The sequence below is a fragment of the Streptomyces sp. BE20 genome, from assembly GCF_036322525.1.
Classification (GTDB): Bacteria; Actinomycetota; Actinomycetes; order Streptomycetales; family Streptomycetaceae; genus Kitasatospora.
On sequence record NZ_JAQYWW010000542.1, the window covers coordinates 16,315 to 32,531 of the forward strand.

Here is a 16,217-nt window from a genome sequence, read left to right on the forward strand (position 1 = left end):
GCCTGCTCGACCGGCCCGTCCTGCGAAACCGAACGGCCCGTGGGGACGGGCGTCCCCACGGGCCGATCAGCGCTGTCCGGACATCCCTCCGGCGGGTATCGTGCGGCGCCCCTGTACGGCGCCCGGGGCACTGCGGTGCCGTCGACGGCGAGAACCTCAGACGGCGGCGAAAGCGCCCTCGATGATGTCCAGGCCCTCGTTCAGCAGGTGCTCCGGCATGACCAGCGGCGGCAGGAAACGCAGCACGTTGCCGTAGGTGCCGGCGGTCAGCACCACCAGGCCCTCCGCGTGGCACGCCTTGGCGACGGCTGCGGTGACCTCGGCGTTCGCCTCCTTGGTGCCCGGCTTCACCAGCTCGACCGCGACCATCGCGCCGCGACCGCGGACCTCGCCGATGACGTCGAACTTCTCCTGCATCGCCCGCAGGCGGCCCAGCATGATCTCGCCGATCCGCTGCGCCTTGCCGTTGAGGTCCTGCTCCTTCATGGTCTCGATGGCGCCCAGCGCGGCGGCGCAGGCCACCGGGTTGCCGCCGTAGGTGCCGCCCAGGCCACCCGCGTGCGCGGCGTCCATGATCTCGGCGCGACCGGTCACCGCGGCCAGCGGCAGACCGCCGGCGATGCCCTTCGCGGTGGTGATCAGGTCCGGGACGATGCCCTCGTCGTCACACGCGAACCACTGGCCGGTGCGGCAGAAGCCGGTCTGGATCTCGTCCGCGACGAAGACGATGCCGTTGTCCTTGGCGAACTCCACGATCGCCGGCAGGAAACCCTTGGCCGGCTCGATGAAGCCGCCCTCGCCCTGGATCGGCTCGATGATGATCGCGGCGACGTTCTCGGCACCGATCTGCTTGGTGATGATCTCGATCGCCTGCGCGGCCGCCTCGGCGGCGCAGTTCTCGGCACCGGTCAGCCAGCGGTACGGGTAGGCCACCGGCACCCGGTAGATCTCCGGGGCGAACGGGCCGAAGCCCTGCTTGTACGGCATGTTCTTCGCCGTCAGACCCATGGTCAGGTTGGTGCGGCCGTGGTAACCGTGGTCGAACACCACGACGGCGGTGCGCTTGGTGTACGCGCGGGCGATCTTCACCGCGTTCTCGACGGCCTCGGCACCCGAGTTGAACAGCGCGGTGCGCTTGTCGTGGTCGCCCGGGGTCAGCTCGTTGAGCTGCTCGGCCACGGCGACGTAGCCCTCGTACGGGGTCACCATGAAACAGGTGTGCGTGAAGGCGGCCAGCTGCTCGGACGCCTTGGCCACCACGGCCTCGGCGCTGTTGCCGACGTTGGTCACGGCGATACCGGAGCCGAAGTCGATCAGCGAGTTGCCGTCCACGTCCTCCAGCACGCCACCGTTGGCACGGGACACGTACACCGGCAGGGTGGTGCCGACGCCGGCCGCCACCGCACCCAGCTTGCGGGCCTGCAGCTCCTGCGACTTCGGACCGGGGATCGCGGTGACCAGGCGGCGCTCCTGCGGGAGCGGCGTTGCGGCGCTCATGGGTTTCTCCAGACTTCTCGGCTCGGTGCTTCGCAGGCTACGGCGGGCCTCCCCGGCCGGGCATGCGCCACTCGGTAGCACTGCGCCGTCCGACTTGTCCGGCGCGGCCAGCGCGGGCGACGCGACTACCGGCGGCCCGCACTCCACTACATTGAGCGCGGGCGTGTCGCCGGGGCGGCGGCATGGGTATGGCGGCACCGACGGCGGTCGGGCCGGCGGGCGAGGGAGCGGGGCCGTACATGGGACCGGACGGGGCACAGAACCACGGCGAGCGGACCACCGCCACCCCCTTCACCCCCATGCCCCGCCCACGGCCCCCGGCCCAGCTCCCCTTCGACCTCCCCACCTGGGTCGCCGCCCCCCGCCCCGAAGCCGCCCCGGGCATCTTCCGCCAGGGGCACCGGCAGCTCGACCCCGAACGGGCGGAAGTGGCGAAGGTACCCACTGGGCCTTTGTTGTGGCGGGCGTTGTTGAACGTCGTTGCGACGGTCATCACCTACTACGTCGGCACCGTGGTGTTGATGTATGCGGCGGGGTTCTTCCTCCGCTGGTTCGACGGGACATCGCCGGAGCAGTTCGATGTGGTCCAAATACTCATCAATATCGTCACCATCGGCTGTGCGGCTGCGGTCTTCTGGCGGACAGGGCGATGGCAGGAGGTGGGACGGCGATTCCTCACCCGAGCAGGCTGGCGCCAGAACATCGCCCCGGTACTCGCCCGCGCTGTCACACACGAGGGGTCCGGGCCGGTCAAGTCCGTCGACGAGGCCGGGCCGCTGCCCACGGCCGATCCCTGGGCCGTTCAGCGAGTGAGTGGTGCCGTGGCGGCTGCTGAGCGGTTGGACCGAGCGATGGTGGGCGACGTCGACTTCGTGCGGATTCAGCGGGCCTGGGAATCGGCTCAGGCGGATCCCGCCTATGTTCCGGCTTTTGTGGAACAGGTGATGGAGCGGGGAGCGGCGGCGTTCAGCCACCCCTCGGAAAATCGCGACCTGCCTGGCCGCGCGGCCAGGCACGACCTGCTGCTGCAGCAGGTGCGGCTGGGCACGACGCAGGATGTGCCGAAGAATCCCCAGGTGTTTCGTGCCACGGGCTTTGCCCTGGACCCGACCGTGCTGGGCTCGTCACTTCTCGCCGTTGGCCCCGCTGGTACCGGCAAGACGACGAGGCTGGCCCGGCCGGCAGCTGAGGCGTTGTGCCTTCAAGCACTCGCGGGGACAGCCTGTGCCGTGGTGATCGGGGCCGCGGATTCCGAACTCGGCCCCGACTCCTGGTACGACGTGGTGATCGCACCGGGCGACCCGGGGAGCACCTATGGACTTGACCTTTACGGGGCCACTCAGGATCCCGACGAGGCCGCGGCCAGGTTGGCGGACGCGCTCCTTCCGGACGAACTGATCGCCCGGGCGGAGAGCGCCAGGATGGCCCTCCAGCAGGTTGTCGGGCCATTCCACGCGGCCTATGGCCGTTACCCCGGGGTGCACGAACTGCGATCGCTGCTTACGGGCGACGTGGACGCGACCAAGGCATTGACCAAGGCATTGCGGGAAGCCGGCCGACTCGCGACTTACGAACGCGATCTCGAACATCGCAGGCAGCAGCAGGGTCGGGCGGAGGACCCGGGAGCACTACTGGCCGACCGGTTGGCACTGCTGGACCGTCCAGCCTTCGAAGGCGCCTTCCTGACCGACGGTACCGGGCGGCCGCCTTTTGCAATGAGGGCCCTTGACCACCCGCTGCGAGTGCGGGTGAAGCTTCCTGAGCGCAGCCACCCGGAGGCGGCGCGGATCTTGTCCCGGCTGGTGGTCGGTCAGTTCGTCTTGGCGGCGATCTCCCGCCAGGACCGTTCACTGTTCGCCGGTCTGGTAGTGGACGACGCCTCCGCGGCTTTGGACGCCAATACCGTTCGTGGCCTGCAGCGGATGCGCGGAGCCAATGCCGGAGCAGTGCTGCTGCTCCGGACGTTGATGGACTTGCCGGAGGCACTTCGGGCCCCCTTGTTTGGCGCGGTCGGCTGTCGGATGGTCTTCCCCGGCATTGCGCCATGGGACGGGAAGTTCTTCTCCGAAGCCTGGGGTACTCACGTGATCCATGAACGGGTCGTCACGCATTCCCCGCAAACGGAGGGCGGTGCGGTTCGGCGGGCCGGGCGGTTGGGGCGGAAGGCGCTGTCGGGGACGACGGCGCAGACCGAGTCGGTGACGACGCGGGAAGTGGAGCGGTTGCGGTGGTCGCCGTCGGATCTGGCGCACGCGCTGCCGGCGGGGCACGCGGTGGTGTCACTGACGGCGGTGTCGGGGGAGCAGGTGCCACCGCTGCTGGTGGATCTGCGGGGGTGAAGTGGGGATGAAGCTCGCCTTCGAGGAGGATTCGGCAGTGCGGCTTGTCCGGGGCGTCCATAATGAGAGGAGGGAGTTCCCGAGAACCCTCAGCCCTCTTCTCGCCCGGCCGCAACGGCGCGGTCGGGTCGTTCCCCCGAAGGTGCCATGCCCCCCACACTTGCCTCCGTCGTTCGCAACACCTCGCTCCATCTGACGGTCCTCGCCGGTGCGGACCACCTGGAGCGGCCGGTCCGCTGGGTGCACACCAGCGAGCTGGACGACCCGACGCCGTTCCTGGAGGGTGGCGAGCTGCTGCTCACCACCGGTATCAAGCTGGGCCGGACCGCCGCCCGGTTGCAGGCGTACGTGCACCGTCTGGCGGACGCCGGGGTGGTGGGGCTGGGGCTCGGTGTCGGGTTGTCGCACGCCGAGGTGCCGCAGCCGCTGGTGGAGGCGGCCGCGCAGCGCGGGCTGCCGCTGTTGCGGGTGCCGGAGCCGACGCCGTTCATCGCGATCAGCAAGGTGGTCTCGGCGGCGCTGGCTGCGGAGCAGTACGAGGCGGTGACCACCAGCTTCGAGGCGCAGGAGGAACTGACCCGGGCGGCGCTGGGCAAGGACGGTACGACCGCGGTGGTGCGGCGCCTGGCGGCCCGGCTGGGTGGCTGGGCGGCGCTGTACGACGGGTCGGGTGCGCTGTCGGTGGTGGCGCCGGACTGGGCTGCGCGCCGCGCGGGCCGGCTGGCGGCCGAGGTGGACCGGCTGCGGCGGCGGCCGGCGCCGTCGAGTGCGGCTCTGCAGGGGCGGTCGCCGGGGATCGACACGGCGGACGAGGACTACGTGGTGGTCCAGTCGCTGGGTGCGGACCGGCGGGCGCGCGGGTTCCTGGCGGTGGGGACCGAGGACCGGATCACGCCGACCGAGCGTTACGTGCTGAACGCGGCGGTGGCGTTGCTGACGCTGACCCTGGAGCGGTCGCGGGAGCTGCGGCAGGCCGAGGAGAAGATGGGCGCGGCGCTGCTGCGGATGGTGCTGGCCGGCGAGGTGACGACCGCCCGGCAGGTGGCGGCGGGGCTGTTCGGCGGACTGCCGGAGGGGACGGTCCGGGTGCTGGTGGCCGGGGCCGGCCAGGGGGTGGACGCCGGGGAGGCGCTGGGCGAGCTGGGGGACCGGGCGGAGCAGGCCGGGGCGCGGGTGGCGGAGAAACTGCTGGTGGCGCGGGAGGAGGGGGCGCACGGGTCTCGGCTGATGGTGCTGGCGCTGGACAACGGCGCGGTGCACCGGGCGTGCCTGGGCACGGTGGAGGAGCACGAGGGCCTGTCGCTGGGCGTTTCGGCGCCGGCCGCGCTGGAGGACGCGGGGACGGCGCACGCGCAGGCGGAGCGGGCGCTGGCGGTGGCGTTGCGGGGTGGGCGGCGTTCGGTGGACCACGAGGAGGTCGGCGCGGGGTCGCTGCTGCCGCTGCTCGGGGAGGACGCCGTGACGGCTTTCGCGGAGGGCCTGTTGCGGCCGTTGCGCGATCACGACCGGACGGCGCGCGGTGATCTGGTGGCCTCGTTGCGGGCCTGGCTGTCCCGGCACGGGCAGTGGGACGCGGCGGCGGCCGATCTCGGTGTGCACCGGCACACGCTGCGGTACCGGATGCGGCGGGTCGAGGAGCTGCTCGGGCGGTCGCTGGACGACACGGACGTCCGGATGGAGCTCTGGCTGGCGCTTCGCTCGGGCGAGGAGTAGCCGCGGCGCCGCTGGACGCGGTGGAGTGGCCGCGGGGGTGAACGCTACGCCGTGGCCAATCCGGTCGGCGCGCCCCCGCCCCTACCCTCGATTCTGGCTCCACGTCCGTGGGGCCCTGAGGATGACGAGGGAAGGGCCGGTACCACGGTGACCACCACGTACGATTTCTGGCTGGCCGGCCGCCGGGCGAGCGGCGACGCCGACTTCGAGGTGCACAACAGCTGGGACGGCCGTCTGGTCGGCAAGGTGAGCATCCCCACCGAGGCGCAGGTCGAGGAGGCGCTGGACGCCGCCGTGGCCGCGCTGCCGGTGTTCGCCGCGACCCCCGCGCACGTGCGGTCCGCCGCGCTGGACCACGTGGCCCGGCGGCTGGCCGAGCGTACGGAGGAGATCGCCCAGCTGATCACCGCCGAGAACGGCAAGCCGATCAAGTGGGCCCGTGGTGAGGTCGGCCGCGCCGTCTCCGTCTTCCGCTGGGCCGCCGAGGAGGCCCGCCGCACCAACGGCGAGACCATGCGGCTGGACACCGACCCGGGCGGCGTGGGCCGTTTCGCGGTGGTGCGCCGCTTCCCGCGCGGTGTGGTGCTGGGCATCGCGCCGTTCAACTTCCCGCTGAACCTGGTGGCGCACAAGGTGGCCCCGGCGATCGCGGTCGGCGCGCCGATCATCCTCAAGCCGGCCCCGGCGACCCCGCTCTCCGCGATGGTGCTGGGCGAGATCCTGGCCGAGACCGACCTGCCGGCCGGTTCCTGGAGCGTTCTGCCGGTGCCGAACGACCGGATGCCGGCGCTGGTGCAGGACCCGCGCCTGCCGGTGATCTCGTTCACCGGTTCGGACACGGTCGGCTACCAGATCATGGACTCGGTGCCGCGCAAGCACACCACCCTGGAGCTGGGCGGCAACGCGGCGGCCGTGGTGCTCGCCGACTGGTCCTCCGAGGCGGACCTGGACTGGGCGGCCACCCGGATCGCGATGTTCGCGAACTACCAGGGCGGCCAGTCCTGCATCTCGGTGCAGCGGGTGATCGCCGACGCGTCCGTCTACGACGCGCTGGTGGAGAAGGTCGTCGCCAAGGTCGCGGCGCAGGTCACCGGTGACCCGAACGACGACGCGACCGACGTCGGTCCGCTGGTCGACGAGAACGCGGCCCGGCGGGTCGAGTCCTGGGTGGACGACGCGGTCGCCAAGGGGGCCAAGCTGCTCGTCGGCGGCACCCGTGAGGGCGCGACGTACGCCCCGACCGTGCTGGCGGAGATGCCGGCCGACGCGATCCTGGCCAAGGCCGAGGTGTTCGGCCCGGTCCTGTCGCTGCACCGGGTGGAGGGCACCGACGAGGCGTTCGCCGCCGTCAACGACTCGCTGTTCGGCCTGCAGGCGGGTGTGTTCACCCATGACCTGCAGACCGCCTTCCGGGCCCACCGGGAGCTGGAGGTCGGCGGTGTGATCATCGGCGACGCGCCGTCCTACCGCGCCGACCAGATGCCGTACGGGGGCGTCAAGGACTCCGGCGTCGGCCGTGAGGGCGTCAAGTACGCGATGGACGACTACACCGTCGAGAAGGTCATGGTCCTCACCGGTCTCGACCTCTGACTTGACCTGACCTGACTTGACCTGACGACCTGACCTGACCGACCGGTCCGGTCCGGACGTGCGAGGGGCCCGACAGCCTTGTGCTGTCGGGCCCCTCGCACGTCCGGGGAAGAAGGGGTAACGGCGTGGTCAGCCGCGGCCGGCGGCGGCGGCGACGGCCTCCGCGACGGTCGCGTCGCCGGCGGTCAGTTCGAGGGTCTGCCCGGCGGTCGCCGGTTCGTGCAGCAGGGCGGCGAGGACGGCGGCGACGTCCTGCCGGTCGATCGCGCCGCGGCCGGTCGAGGGGGCGAGCCGGACCAGGCCGGTGCCCGGGCCGTCGGTGAGCCGCCCGGGGCGCAGCACCGTCCAGTCCAGCGCGGTGCGCGTCCGGACGGCGTCGTCGGCGGCGCCCTTGGCCCGCAGGTAGGTCTCGAAGACCTCGTCGTCGGGGTACGCCGCCCCGGCGTCGGCGCCCATCGAGGAGACGATCAGGTAGCGGCGGACGCCCGCGAGTTCGGCGGCGTCGGCGAGCAGGACGGCGGCGTCCCGGTCGACGGTGAGTTTGCGGTCGGCTCCGCTGCCCGGTCCGGCGCCGGCCGCGAAGACCACCGCGTCGGCGCCGGTGAGCAGGTCGGCGAGGGCGGCGGGGGTGGCGGTCTCCAGGTCGAGCAGCAGGGGTTCGGCCCCGGCGGCGGCCAGGTCCTCGGCCTGTTCGGGGCGGCGGATGATGCCGGCGGGCCGGTCGCCGTGGTCGGCGAGCAGCCGTTCGAGCCGGAGCGCGATCTGTCCGTGGCCTCCGGCGATGACGGTACGCATGGTTCCGACGGTAGCCCGGGAGCCCGTCCGGTGCCCGGGGAGCCGTCGGGGGGATCCCCGGGCGGCCGGGAGCTCCGGAGCCGCGCGGGGACGGCCCGGCGTCCGGGGGAGACGGCCGGGCAGGACACAATGGGCGCATGACTTCGCTCGCCCACCCGCAGCTGCGGTTCACCCCCGAGGTGAACGACCCCTCCGGCCCCCGGGAGCTGGTGATCCTCGGTTCCACCGGTTCGATCGGTACCCAGGCCATCGACGTGGTGCGCCGCAACCCGGACCGGTTCCGGGTGGTCGCCCTGTCGGCGGCCGGCGGCCGGGTGGAACTGCTCGCCGAGCAGGCCCTGGAGCTGGGCGTGCACACCGTGGCGGTGGCCGATCCGGCGGCCGAGCCGGCGCTGCGCGAGGCCCTGGCCGCGAAGGCGGCGGGCCGTCCGCTGCCGGCCGTGCTGGCCGGTCCGGACGCGGCGACCGAGCTGGCGGGCGTGGAGTGCCACTCGGTGCTGAACGGCATCACCGGTTCGATCGGCCTGCGTCCGACGCTGGCGGCGCTGCGGGCCGGCCGGGTGCTGGTGCTGGCCAACAAGGAGTCGCTGATCGTCGGCGGTCCGCTGGTGAAGGCGGTGGCCCGGCCGGGTCAGATCGTCCCGGTGGACTCCGAGCACGCCGCGCTGTTCCAGGCGCTGGCCGGCGGCACCCGGGCGGAGGTCCGCAAGCTGGTGGTGACGGCGAGCGGCGGTCCGTTCCGCAGCCGCAGCCGTGCGGAGCTGGCGGGTGTCACCCCGTCGGAGGCGCTGGCGCACCCGACCTGGGCGATGGGCCCGGTCGTCACGATCAACTCGGCCACCCTGGTGAACAAGGGCCTGGAGGTGATCGAGGCGCACCTGCTGTACGACGTGCCGTTCGACCGGATCGAGGTCGTGGTCCACCCGCAGTCGGTCGTCCACTCGATGGTGGAGTTCACGGACGGTTCCACGCTGGCCCAGGCGAGCCCGCCGGACATGCGGATGCCGATCGCGCTGGGCCTGGGCTGGCCGGACCGGGTGCCGGACGCGGCGTCGGCCTGTGACTGGACCAAGGCGTCGACCTGGGAGTTCTTCCCGCTGGACGACGAGGCCTTCCCGGCGGTCGAGCTGGCCCGCGAGGTGGGGACGCTGGGCGGGACGGCCCCGGCGGTCTTCAACGCGGCGAACGAGGAGTGTGTGGAGGCCTTCCTGGGCGGCCGTCTCGCCTTCACCGGAATCGTGGACACTGTTGCGAAGGTCGTGGCGGAGCACGGACAGTACGACGGTGGACGGCCGGCGACGGGAACTTCGCTGACGGTCGAGGACGTCCTGCACGCGGAGGACTGGGCGCGCGCCCGGGCCCGCGAGCTGGCGGCCGGCTGACGCCGGTCTCCGGACCGGACCCGGGTGACGGGCCGACCGGGACGACCGGTACGACGACAGGATGAGCGGAGTGGCATGACGGAGGAGCAGCAGTGGCAACGGTGATGACGGTGGTCGGCATCCTGGTCTTCGCACTGGGGCTGCTGTTCTCGATCGCCTGGCACGAGCTCGGCCACCTCTCCACGGCCAAGCTGTTCGGCATCCGCGTGCCGCAGTACATGGTCGGCTTCGGCCCGACGATCTGGTCGCGGCGCAGGGGCGAGACCGAGTACGGCCTCAAGGCGGTTCCGCTGGGCGGGTACATCCGGATGATCGGGATGTTCCCGCCCGGTGCGGACGGGCGGATCACCCAGCGCAGTACCTCGCCCTGGCGGACGATGATCGAGGACGCCCGGGAGGCCTCGTACGAGGAGGTCAAGGAGGGCGACGAGACGCGGCTCTTCTACACGCGCAAGCCGTGGAAGCGCGTGATCGTGATGTTCGCCGGCCCGTTCATGAACCTGATCCTGGCCTTCGGGCTCTTCCTGACGGTGATGATGGGCTTCGGCGTACCGATGTCCGTGCCGACCATCGGCACCGTCTCGGAGTGCGTGGTGAAGGCGGGGCAGCCCACCGACACCTGCCCGGCGGACGCGCTGCCGGCGCCGGCGTTCCAGGCGGGGCTGAAGCCGGGGGACAAGGTGATCTCCTTCGACGGCAACCGGATCACCGACTACGAACAGCTCCAGGCCGACATCCGGAAGTCGGCGGACAAGCGGGTGGAGCTGGTGGTGGAGCGGGACGGCGAGGAGCTGACCCTGAACCCCACCATCGCCGTCAACGACGTGCAGAAGTACGACGCCGAGGGCCTGCCGGTCAAGGGCGAGACGGTGCGGGCCGGCTTCCTCGGCTTCACGCCGGCCTCCGGCATCGTCCGGTTGGGCTTCGGGCAGTCCCTCGACCGGATGTACGACATGGCGGAGAACGGGGTGGAGTCGCTGGCGGCGCTGCCCGGCAAGGTCCCCGGTCTCTGGCACTCGGTGGTGGACGGGACGCCGCGCGAGGTCGATTCGCCGATCGGCATGGTCGGGGCGGCGCGGGTGAGTGGTGAGGTGTTCGCGCTCGACATCCCGGGCACCCAGCGGGTCGCCTACTTCGTGAACCTGCTCGCCGGGATCAACCTGTCGCTCTTCCTCTTCAACATGCTGCCGCTGCTGCCGCTGGACGGCGGTCACATCGCGGGCGCGGTCTGGGAGTCGATCCGCCGCCGGTTCGCACAGGTGTTCCGGCGGCCCGACCCGGGTCCGTTCGACGTGGCCCGGCTGATGCCGCTGGCCTACGTCGTGGCCAGCGTGTTCATCGGGTTCACTCTGCTGGTGCTGGTCGCCGACCTGGTGAACCCGGTCAAGATCAGTTAACCCGCCGGGACCGGTGGTGCACGGGTGCCGGTCCCGGTGCCGTACCGTTGGAGCCCGGGTGTGCGATCGTCGGCGCGCCCGGGTTCGGCCGTCTTCGACCGGGCCGACCACACCTCAACCCCGGGGAACCCTGCGCACATGACCGCGATCTCGCTCGGTATTCCGTCTCTGCCGCTCAAGCCGCTCGCCAAGCGCCGTGTCTCCCGTCAGATCATGGTCGGCAACGTACCGGTCGGTGGCGACGCTCCCGTCTCGGTGCAGTCCATGACCACCACCCTGACCTCGGACATCAACGCCACGCTGCAGCAGATCGCGGAGCTGACCGCCTCCGGCTGCCAGATCGTACGGGTCGCCGTCCCGTCGCAGGACGACGCGGACGCCCTGCCGATCATCGCCAGGAAGTCGCAGATCCCGGTGATCGCCGACATCCACTTCCAGCCGAAGTACGTCTTCGCCGCGATCGACGCCGGCTGTGCGGCGGTGCGGGTCAACCCGGGCAACATCAAGGCGTTCGACGACAAGGTCGGCGAGATCGCCAAGGCCGCCGGGGCCGCCGGCGTGCCGATCCGGATCGGCGTCAACGCCGGCTCGCTCGACAAGCGCCTGCTGGAGAAGTACGGCCGGGCCACCCCCGAGGCGCTGGTCGAGTCCGCGCTCTGGGAGTGCTCGCTCTTCGAGGAGCACGACTTCCGCGACATCAAGATCTCGGTCAAGCACAACGACCCGGTCGTGATGATCAACGCCTACCGCCAGCTCGCGGCCGCCTGCGACTACCCGCTGCACCTCGGCGTCACCGAGGCCGGCCCCGCCTTCCAGGGCACCATCAAGTCCGCGGTCGCGTTCGGTGCGCTGCTCGCCGAGGGCATCGGCGACACCATCCGGGTCTCGCTGTCCGCCCCGCCGGCCGAGGAGATCAAGGTCGGCAACCAGATCCTGGAGTCCCTCGGCCTGCGCGAGCGCGGCCTGGAGATCGTCTCCTGCCCGTCCTGCGGCCGCGCCCAGGTGGACGTCTACAAGCTCGCCGAGGAGGTCACCGCCGGCCTGGAGGGCATGGAGGTGCCGCTGCGCGTCGCCGTCATGGGCTGCGTCGTCAACGGTCCGGGCGAGGCCCGCGAGGCCGACCTCGGCGTCGCCTCCGGCAACGGCAAGGGCCAGATCTTCGTCAAGGGCGAGGTCATCAAGACCGTCCCCGAGTCGAAGATCGTGGAGACCCTGATCGAGGAGGCCCTCAAGCTCGCCGAGCAGATGCAGGCCGCGGGCGTCGAGTCCGGTGCGCCGACCGTCATCGCCGGAGAGTGACCGGCCCTGGTGCCCGGTAGTTCGCCGTTCTTCCGGAAGCGGGGCCGTCCGTGCGCGGACGGCCCCGCGGCCGTAGCCGGGTGGGGCCGGGGAGTAGGGTGCGGCCAGAGTCGTCTCAGTAAGGTGCTGTCTCGATGCTCGATCGAGGTGTGATGCTCCCCAGCTCGTTCCAGGCCGCCCGCGCCCTGGCGACCACTCGCGTACTGGAGCCGTCGGACCTCGCCGACGCTCTCGCGGTGCTCCGCCGGGACCCGGTCGCCAACGCCTTCGTCGCCACCCGGGTGGAGACGGTCGGCCTCGATCCCTGGCGCCTCGGCGGCGAGATGTGGGGCTGGTACGACGAGCGCGGCGAACTCGACGCGCTCTGCTACGCCGGGGCCAACCTCGTGCTGGTCGAAGCCGGACCGCAGGCCGTCCAGGCGTTCGCCGAGCGGGCCCGCCGCCAGGGCCGCCGCTGCTCCTCCGTCGTCGGCCCGGCCGGCCCCACCGCCGCCCTCTGGGCCCTGCTGGAGCGCAGCTGGGGCCCGGCCCGGGAGGTCCGTGCCCACCAGCCGCTGCTGGCCACGGCCGTGCCGTCCGCCGAGATCGCCCCCGACCCGCTGGTGCGGCGGGTGCGGCGGGACGAGGTCGAGACGCTGATGCCGGCCTGCGTGGCGATGTTCACGGAGGAGGTCGGCGTCTCCCCGCTGGCCGGTGACGGCGGGCTGCTCTACCAGGCCCGGGTCGGTGAACTCGTCGCCTCGGGACGCTCCTTCGCCCGCTTCGACGAGGACGGCGAGGTGGTGTTCAAGGCCGAGATCGGAGCGGTCACCGAGGGCGCCTGCCAGATTCAGGGCGTCTGGGTGGCCCCCGGGCACCGCGGTCGCGGCCACTCCGAGACGGGTATGGCGGCCGTCCTCGACATCGCCCTGCGCGAGATCGCCCCGGTCGCCTCGCTCTACGTCAACGACTACAACCTGCGGGCCCGCGCGGCCTACCGCCGGGTCGGCTTCCGCGAGGTCGGCGCGTTCATGAGCGTGCTGTTCTGACCGGCGCCGTGGCACCGGGAACCGCCCGGCGGACCGGCGTCCCCGACCCGGCCCGCGCGCGGGCCGGACGGGTAGTAACGTCCGGGTCATGGATCAGCTGACCGGGGTGACGATCGAGGCCATCGACCTTGCGGCGTGGGCTCCGCAGGCGCTCGATGTCCAGGCTGTGGCGTTCGGGCTGACGCCCGAGGAGGTCATGGTCCGGCTGCACATCGTCGGCCGGCACGCGCAGCAGCCCGGGGTCGTCGCGCTGGGCGCGCTGAGCGGCGGCCGGCTGGTCGGCTTCGGGTACGGCATGCCCAACCGGCGCGAGCACTGGTGGAGTTCGGTGATCGAGCCCTACCTGGTCGCCCGGGGCCACGGCGACTGGCTGGACGGGGTGTTCGCCATCACCGAGCTGCACGTGCTGCCGGAGTTCCAGGGCCGCGGCGTCGGCTCCGCGCTGATCCGCACCCTCTGCGAGCGGTCCGGGCTGGACCGCAGCATCCTCTCCGCGATCGACGCCGAGACGCCCGCCCGCCGGCTCTACCGCGCGCTCGGCTACCGGGACCTCGCCCGAGCGGTGCACTTCCCGAACACCGACCGGCTCTATGCGGTGATGGGCGCCCGGCTGCCGTTGCAGGCACCGACCGGATCGGCTCAGAGCGCGCCCGCGAACTCCAGGTAGAGCTCGGCGTCCGGCCGGCGGTCGGCCGCCAGGGCTCCCAGCCCCAGTTCGACGGCACGCACGAGGGTCCAGCCGCGCAGCCGCTCCCGGTCGACCTCCAGCGCGTCGGCGAGCTGGTGCAGCCGGCGCCGGACGGCGGCCGGCACGCCCGGCGAGCCGATCAGGGTGTCCGCCCGGTCCAGCGTCAGCCGGGCCAGGTCGTAGGCGCGTTCGCCGGCCAGTGGCCGCGGGTCGATCGTCAGCCAGGGGGCCCGGTCGGCGGCGAGCACGTTGCCGTGGTGGAAGTCGCCGTGCAGCAGGAACTCCTCGGTGGCCGAGGCGGTCAGCCCTTCGGCGGTCTCCAGCGCCTCGGTGACGAGGGTGTCGGCCTCCCCGGCGCCGGGCAGCCCGCGGTGCCGGTGCAGGGCCTCGGTGGTGCCCGCCGTCCGGTCGGCGAGCAGCGGGAAGGGGTGGCCCTCGGGGAGCGGCACCCAGAGCCGGTGCAGCAGGCTGGTCGCCTCCAGCATCGCCTTCGGTTCGGCCAGCGAGCGGAGCGGGATCTCGCCGTGCAGCCGCTCCAGCAGGAGCACCCCCTCGGCGGGGTCGGCCTCCAGCAGCAGGACGGCGCCGCGGCCGGCCCACACGGCGAGGGCGTCGGGTTCGCGGGCGGTCTCGGGGGTCCGGAGACCGATCTTGAGGACGGCGGGGGAGAGGTCGTCGCGGTGGACGTAGGCGACCAGGCTCAGGCTGCCGCCCGGGTCGAGGATCCGCTCCAGCGTGAGGTCCCGGCGGGCGAGTTGCGCCGCCACCCGGTCGGGCAGCTCCGCCACCCAGCGCCGTCCCTCCTCGCCCCGGCCGGCGACGACGCTCCGCGCCAGCCACGCGGGGACGGTGATCTGCCCTGGTGCTGCCGACATGCTGGCCTTCCGGTAGCCGTTCCCCCGTGGTGTTACCCGTCCATTGTCGACCATGGGGCCGAAACCGCAGGTCAGTGATGCGGGCGGGGGCGGGCCGGAGCCGTCCGGGCGGCGGTGAAGGCGCAGGTCGGCGGGGGTGGGGCGACGCACGGCGGCGTGCGGCGGGGACAGGTGGGGACAGGCGGGGGACGGGCCCGGACGACGGGGCGGGTCAGGCGGTGGGCGAGGCCGCCTCGGTCGGGGAGGCGTTCCCGGGGGTCGTCGGGGACGCGGTGCCGGCGGTCTCGGGGATGCCGGGGAACGCCGTGGGCGCGGCGCCCCAGCGACGGGCGCGGAGGGCGCACTCGCGCAGCGCGTCGGTGGCGGTGGCCCGCCGGGGGGTGGCGACGGCGGCGACCAGGTCGGCGTAGACGCCGGCGAGCCGGGTCTCGACGTGGGCGGCCAGCCGGGCGGCGCCCGCCGCGTCGGTGACGGCGAACGGCAGCTGGTAGCCGGCCGCCGCGGCACTCGGGGTGGCACCGGCCGCGCCGAGCAGCCGCTGCCAGGCGTCCCGCCGGGCCTGGTGTGCGGCGAGCGCGGTACGGGCGTCGGCGCGCTGCTGGTCGTCGGGCAGGCGGGCGCCGACGACGCCGTAGCCGTAGATCGCGGCGTGCTCGGCGCCGAGCGCGGTCTGGAACGCGGCGACCGCCTCGGTGGCGACGGGCGTGCCGGAAGCCGTCGCGGCGGGTTCGGGGCTGCCGGACCCGGTCGCGGCGGACCCGGTGGGCGGGTCGGTCGGCGCCGGGGCCGGGACGGTCGGCGGAGGGGTGTCCCCGAGGGCGACGGCGTGCAGCACCCCGGCCGTGGAGACCGAGGCGAGCAGCCGGGCCAGCTGCGGGGAGGCGGCGCCGAGGTCGGCCAGCCTGGCCTGGGCGGTCTGCCGCTCCAGCGAGGCGAGCGCGGCGGCGCTGGTCACGGCGGTGCCGGCGGTGCCCGTGGTGCCGGTCGCACCGGGGGAGACGGAGGAGGCGGAGGCGGACGCCGTGGGAACGGCGGACCCGGAACCGGACGGGCCGGACGGACTGGACGAGGTCTCCGGCAGTCCGGCGGCCAGCGCGGCCCGGTGCTGGACGACCTCGGCGCGCAACGGCTGGAGCTGCGCCGCCTGCCCGGCGCCGGGCCCGGCGAGCAGCGCGTCGTACCCGGCGAGCAGCGCGTCGGTGGCGGCGACGGCGCGCAGCCGGACGGGCTCGTCCGGGTCGGGGCGGCGGTGCTCGCCGGCGGTGCCGCCGGTACCGGCGTCCGGCCCGTCCGTACAGGCGGTGAGGGCTCCGCCGGCGGCGAGGAGCAGCCCGAGGGCCAGGAAGGTCCGTCGGCTGGGCGGCTGCATCGGCGTCACTCCGGGGCGTGTACGGGAGGACGGCCTGCCCGCCTGCCCTCGTTGGCGTGAATGATTACAGAATCCTCACGTCCCCGGGCGGGGATTGCGTTGCCGGTCGGGGCGCGGGGCCGGTGTGACCTTGCTCGCACCGGGTGCGGGCCGGGCGGGCGCACGGGTCCGGAATCGGTGGTTGGGCGCTTCACCGGTTACGCTTTGGGCCGAGCTGCCGAGACCCGGCGTGCGCCGGACCGGCG

General features: G+C 73.0%; 12 protein-coding genes. 8 read left to right on the top strand and 4 right to left on the bottom strand.

What is annotated here, in order from left to right; all coding sequences use genetic code 11:
• Positions 1-156: 156 nt before the first annotated feature.
• Entirely contained in the window at positions 157-1,497 is a 1,341-nt protein-coding gene (gabT, locus tag PUR61_RS08890) for a 4-aminobutyrate--2-oxoglutarate transaminase (RefSeq protein WP_329877488.1), read from the bottom strand.
• Between the two features lie 239 nt (positions 1,498-1,736).
• Here gabT and PUR61_RS08895 point away from each other — a divergent pair, with 239 nt between their 5' ends.
• The 3 genes from PUR61_RS08895 (at position 1,737) to PUR61_RS08905 (ending at position 7,139) form a co-directional block, all read left to right on the top strand.
• Complete coding sequence (locus PUR61_RS08895) at positions 1,737-3,836, top strand: ATP-binding protein (protein ID WP_329877490.1); 2,100 nt, start codon at positions 1,737-1,739, stop codon at positions 3,834-3,836.
• Between the two features lie 147 nt (positions 3,837-3,983).
• Positions 3,984-5,549: a PucR family transcriptional regulator gene (locus PUR61_RS08900; protein ID WP_329877492.1), complete on the top strand. Its 1,566-nt coding sequence runs from the start codon at positions 3,984-3,986 to the stop codon at positions 5,547-5,549.
• Positions 5,550-5,696: 147 nt separating this feature from the next.
• On the top strand, positions 5,697-7,139 hold the full coding sequence (locus PUR61_RS08905) for an aldehyde dehydrogenase family protein (RefSeq protein WP_329877493.1): 1,443 nt from the start codon (positions 5,697-5,699) through the stop codon (positions 7,137-7,139).
• Positions 7,140-7,268: 129 nt separating this feature from the next.
• On the opposite strand, the gene PUR61_RS08910 is transcribed toward PUR61_RS08905, so the two are convergent.
• A complete protein-coding gene (locus tag PUR61_RS08910; protein ID WP_329877495.1) occupies positions 7,269-7,934 on the bottom strand; it encodes an NAD(P)H-binding protein in 666 nt (221 codons plus the stop codon).
• Positions 7,935-8,071: 137 nt separating this feature from the next.
• On the opposite strand from PUR61_RS08910, the gene dxr reads away from it, so the two are divergent.
• The 5 genes from dxr to PUR61_RS08935 all read left to right on the top strand — a co-directional run bounded on the left by dxr (position 8,072) and on the right by PUR61_RS08935 (position 13,707).
• Positions 8,072-9,316 carry a 1-deoxy-D-xylulose-5-phosphate reductoisomerase gene (gene dxr, locus PUR61_RS08915; protein WP_329877497.1) on the top strand — a complete coding sequence of 415 codons (1,245 nt, stop codon included), beginning with the start codon at positions 8,072-8,074 and terminating at the stop codon, positions 9,314-9,316.
• Between the two features lie 92 nt (positions 9,317-9,408).
• On the top strand, positions 9,409-10,713 hold the full coding sequence (locus PUR61_RS08920) for a M50 family metallopeptidase (RefSeq protein ID WP_329877499.1): 1,305 nt from the start codon (positions 9,409-9,411) through the stop codon (positions 10,711-10,713).
• A 138-nt stretch (positions 10,714-10,851) separates the two neighbouring features.
• Complete coding sequence (gene ispG, locus PUR61_RS08925; RefSeq protein ID WP_329877501.1) at positions 10,852-12,012, top strand: flavodoxin-dependent (E)-4-hydroxy-3-methylbut-2-enyl-diphosphate synthase; 1,161 nt, start codon at positions 10,852-10,854, stop codon at positions 12,010-12,012.
• A 134-nt stretch (positions 12,013-12,146) separates the two neighbouring features.
• Entirely contained in the window at positions 12,147-13,040 is an 894-nt protein-coding gene (locus tag PUR61_RS08930) for a GNAT family N-acetyltransferase (RefSeq protein WP_329877503.1), read from the top strand.
• Between the two features lie 88 nt (positions 13,041-13,128).
• The gene (locus PUR61_RS08935; RefSeq protein ID WP_329877506.1) at positions 13,129-13,707 is read left to right on the top strand and encodes a GNAT family N-acetyltransferase; all 579 of its coding nucleotides are present in this window, start codon (positions 13,129-13,131) and stop codon (positions 13,705-13,707) included.
• Here PUR61_RS08935 and PUR61_RS08940 read toward each other — a convergent pair.
• Both PUR61_RS08940 and PUR61_RS45245 read right to left on the bottom strand, forming a co-directional pair.
• On the bottom strand, positions 13,680-14,603 hold the full coding sequence (locus tag PUR61_RS08940; protein ID WP_329877508.1) for an aminoglycoside phosphotransferase family protein: 924 nt from the start codon (positions 14,601-14,603) through the stop codon (positions 13,680-13,682). The two genes, PUR61_RS08935 and PUR61_RS08940, sit on opposite strands and share 28 nt — an antisense overlap.
• Positions 14,604-14,814: 211 nt before the next feature.
• Positions 14,815-15,438 (bottom strand): ferritin-like domain-containing protein, encoded by a 624-nt coding sequence (locus PUR61_RS45245; RefSeq protein ID WP_443035139.1) that lies wholly within the window; start codon positions 15,436-15,438, stop codon positions 14,815-14,817.
• Positions 15,439-16,217 lie beyond the last annotated feature (779 nt).

Bases quoted from the DNA above. Each gene is read 5' to 3' on its own strand.
- gabT (WP_329877488.1), bottom strand. From the start codon at position 1,497: ATGAGCGCCGCAACGCCGCTCCCGCAGGAGCGCCGCCTGGTCACCGCG.
- PUR61_RS08895 (WP_329877490.1), top strand. From the start codon at position 1,737: ATGGGACCGGACGGGGCACAGAACCACGGCGAGCGGACCACCGCCACC.
- PUR61_RS08900 (WP_329877492.1), top strand. From the start codon at position 3,984: ATGCCCCCCACACTTGCCTCCGTCGTTCGCAACACCTCGCTCCATCTG.
- PUR61_RS08910 (WP_329877495.1), bottom strand. From the start codon at position 7,934: ATGCGTACCGTCATCGCCGGAGGCCACGGACAGATCGCGCTCCGGCTC.
- dxr (WP_329877497.1), top strand. From the start codon at position 8,072: ATGACTTCGCTCGCCCACCCGCAGCTGCGGTTCACCCCCGAGGTGAAC.
- ispG (WP_329877501.1), top strand. From the start codon at position 10,852: ATGACCGCGATCTCGCTCGGTATTCCGTCTCTGCCGCTCAAGCCGCTC.
- PUR61_RS08930 (WP_329877503.1), top strand. From the start codon at position 12,147: ATGCTCGATCGAGGTGTGATGCTCCCCAGCTCGTTCCAGGCCGCCCGC.
- PUR61_RS08935 (WP_329877506.1), top strand. From the start codon at position 13,129: ATGGATCAGCTGACCGGGGTGACGATCGAGGCCATCGACCTTGCGGCG.
- PUR61_RS08940 (WP_329877508.1), bottom strand. From the start codon at position 14,603: ATGTCGGCAGCACCAGGGCAGATCACCGTCCCCGCGTGGCTGGCGCGG.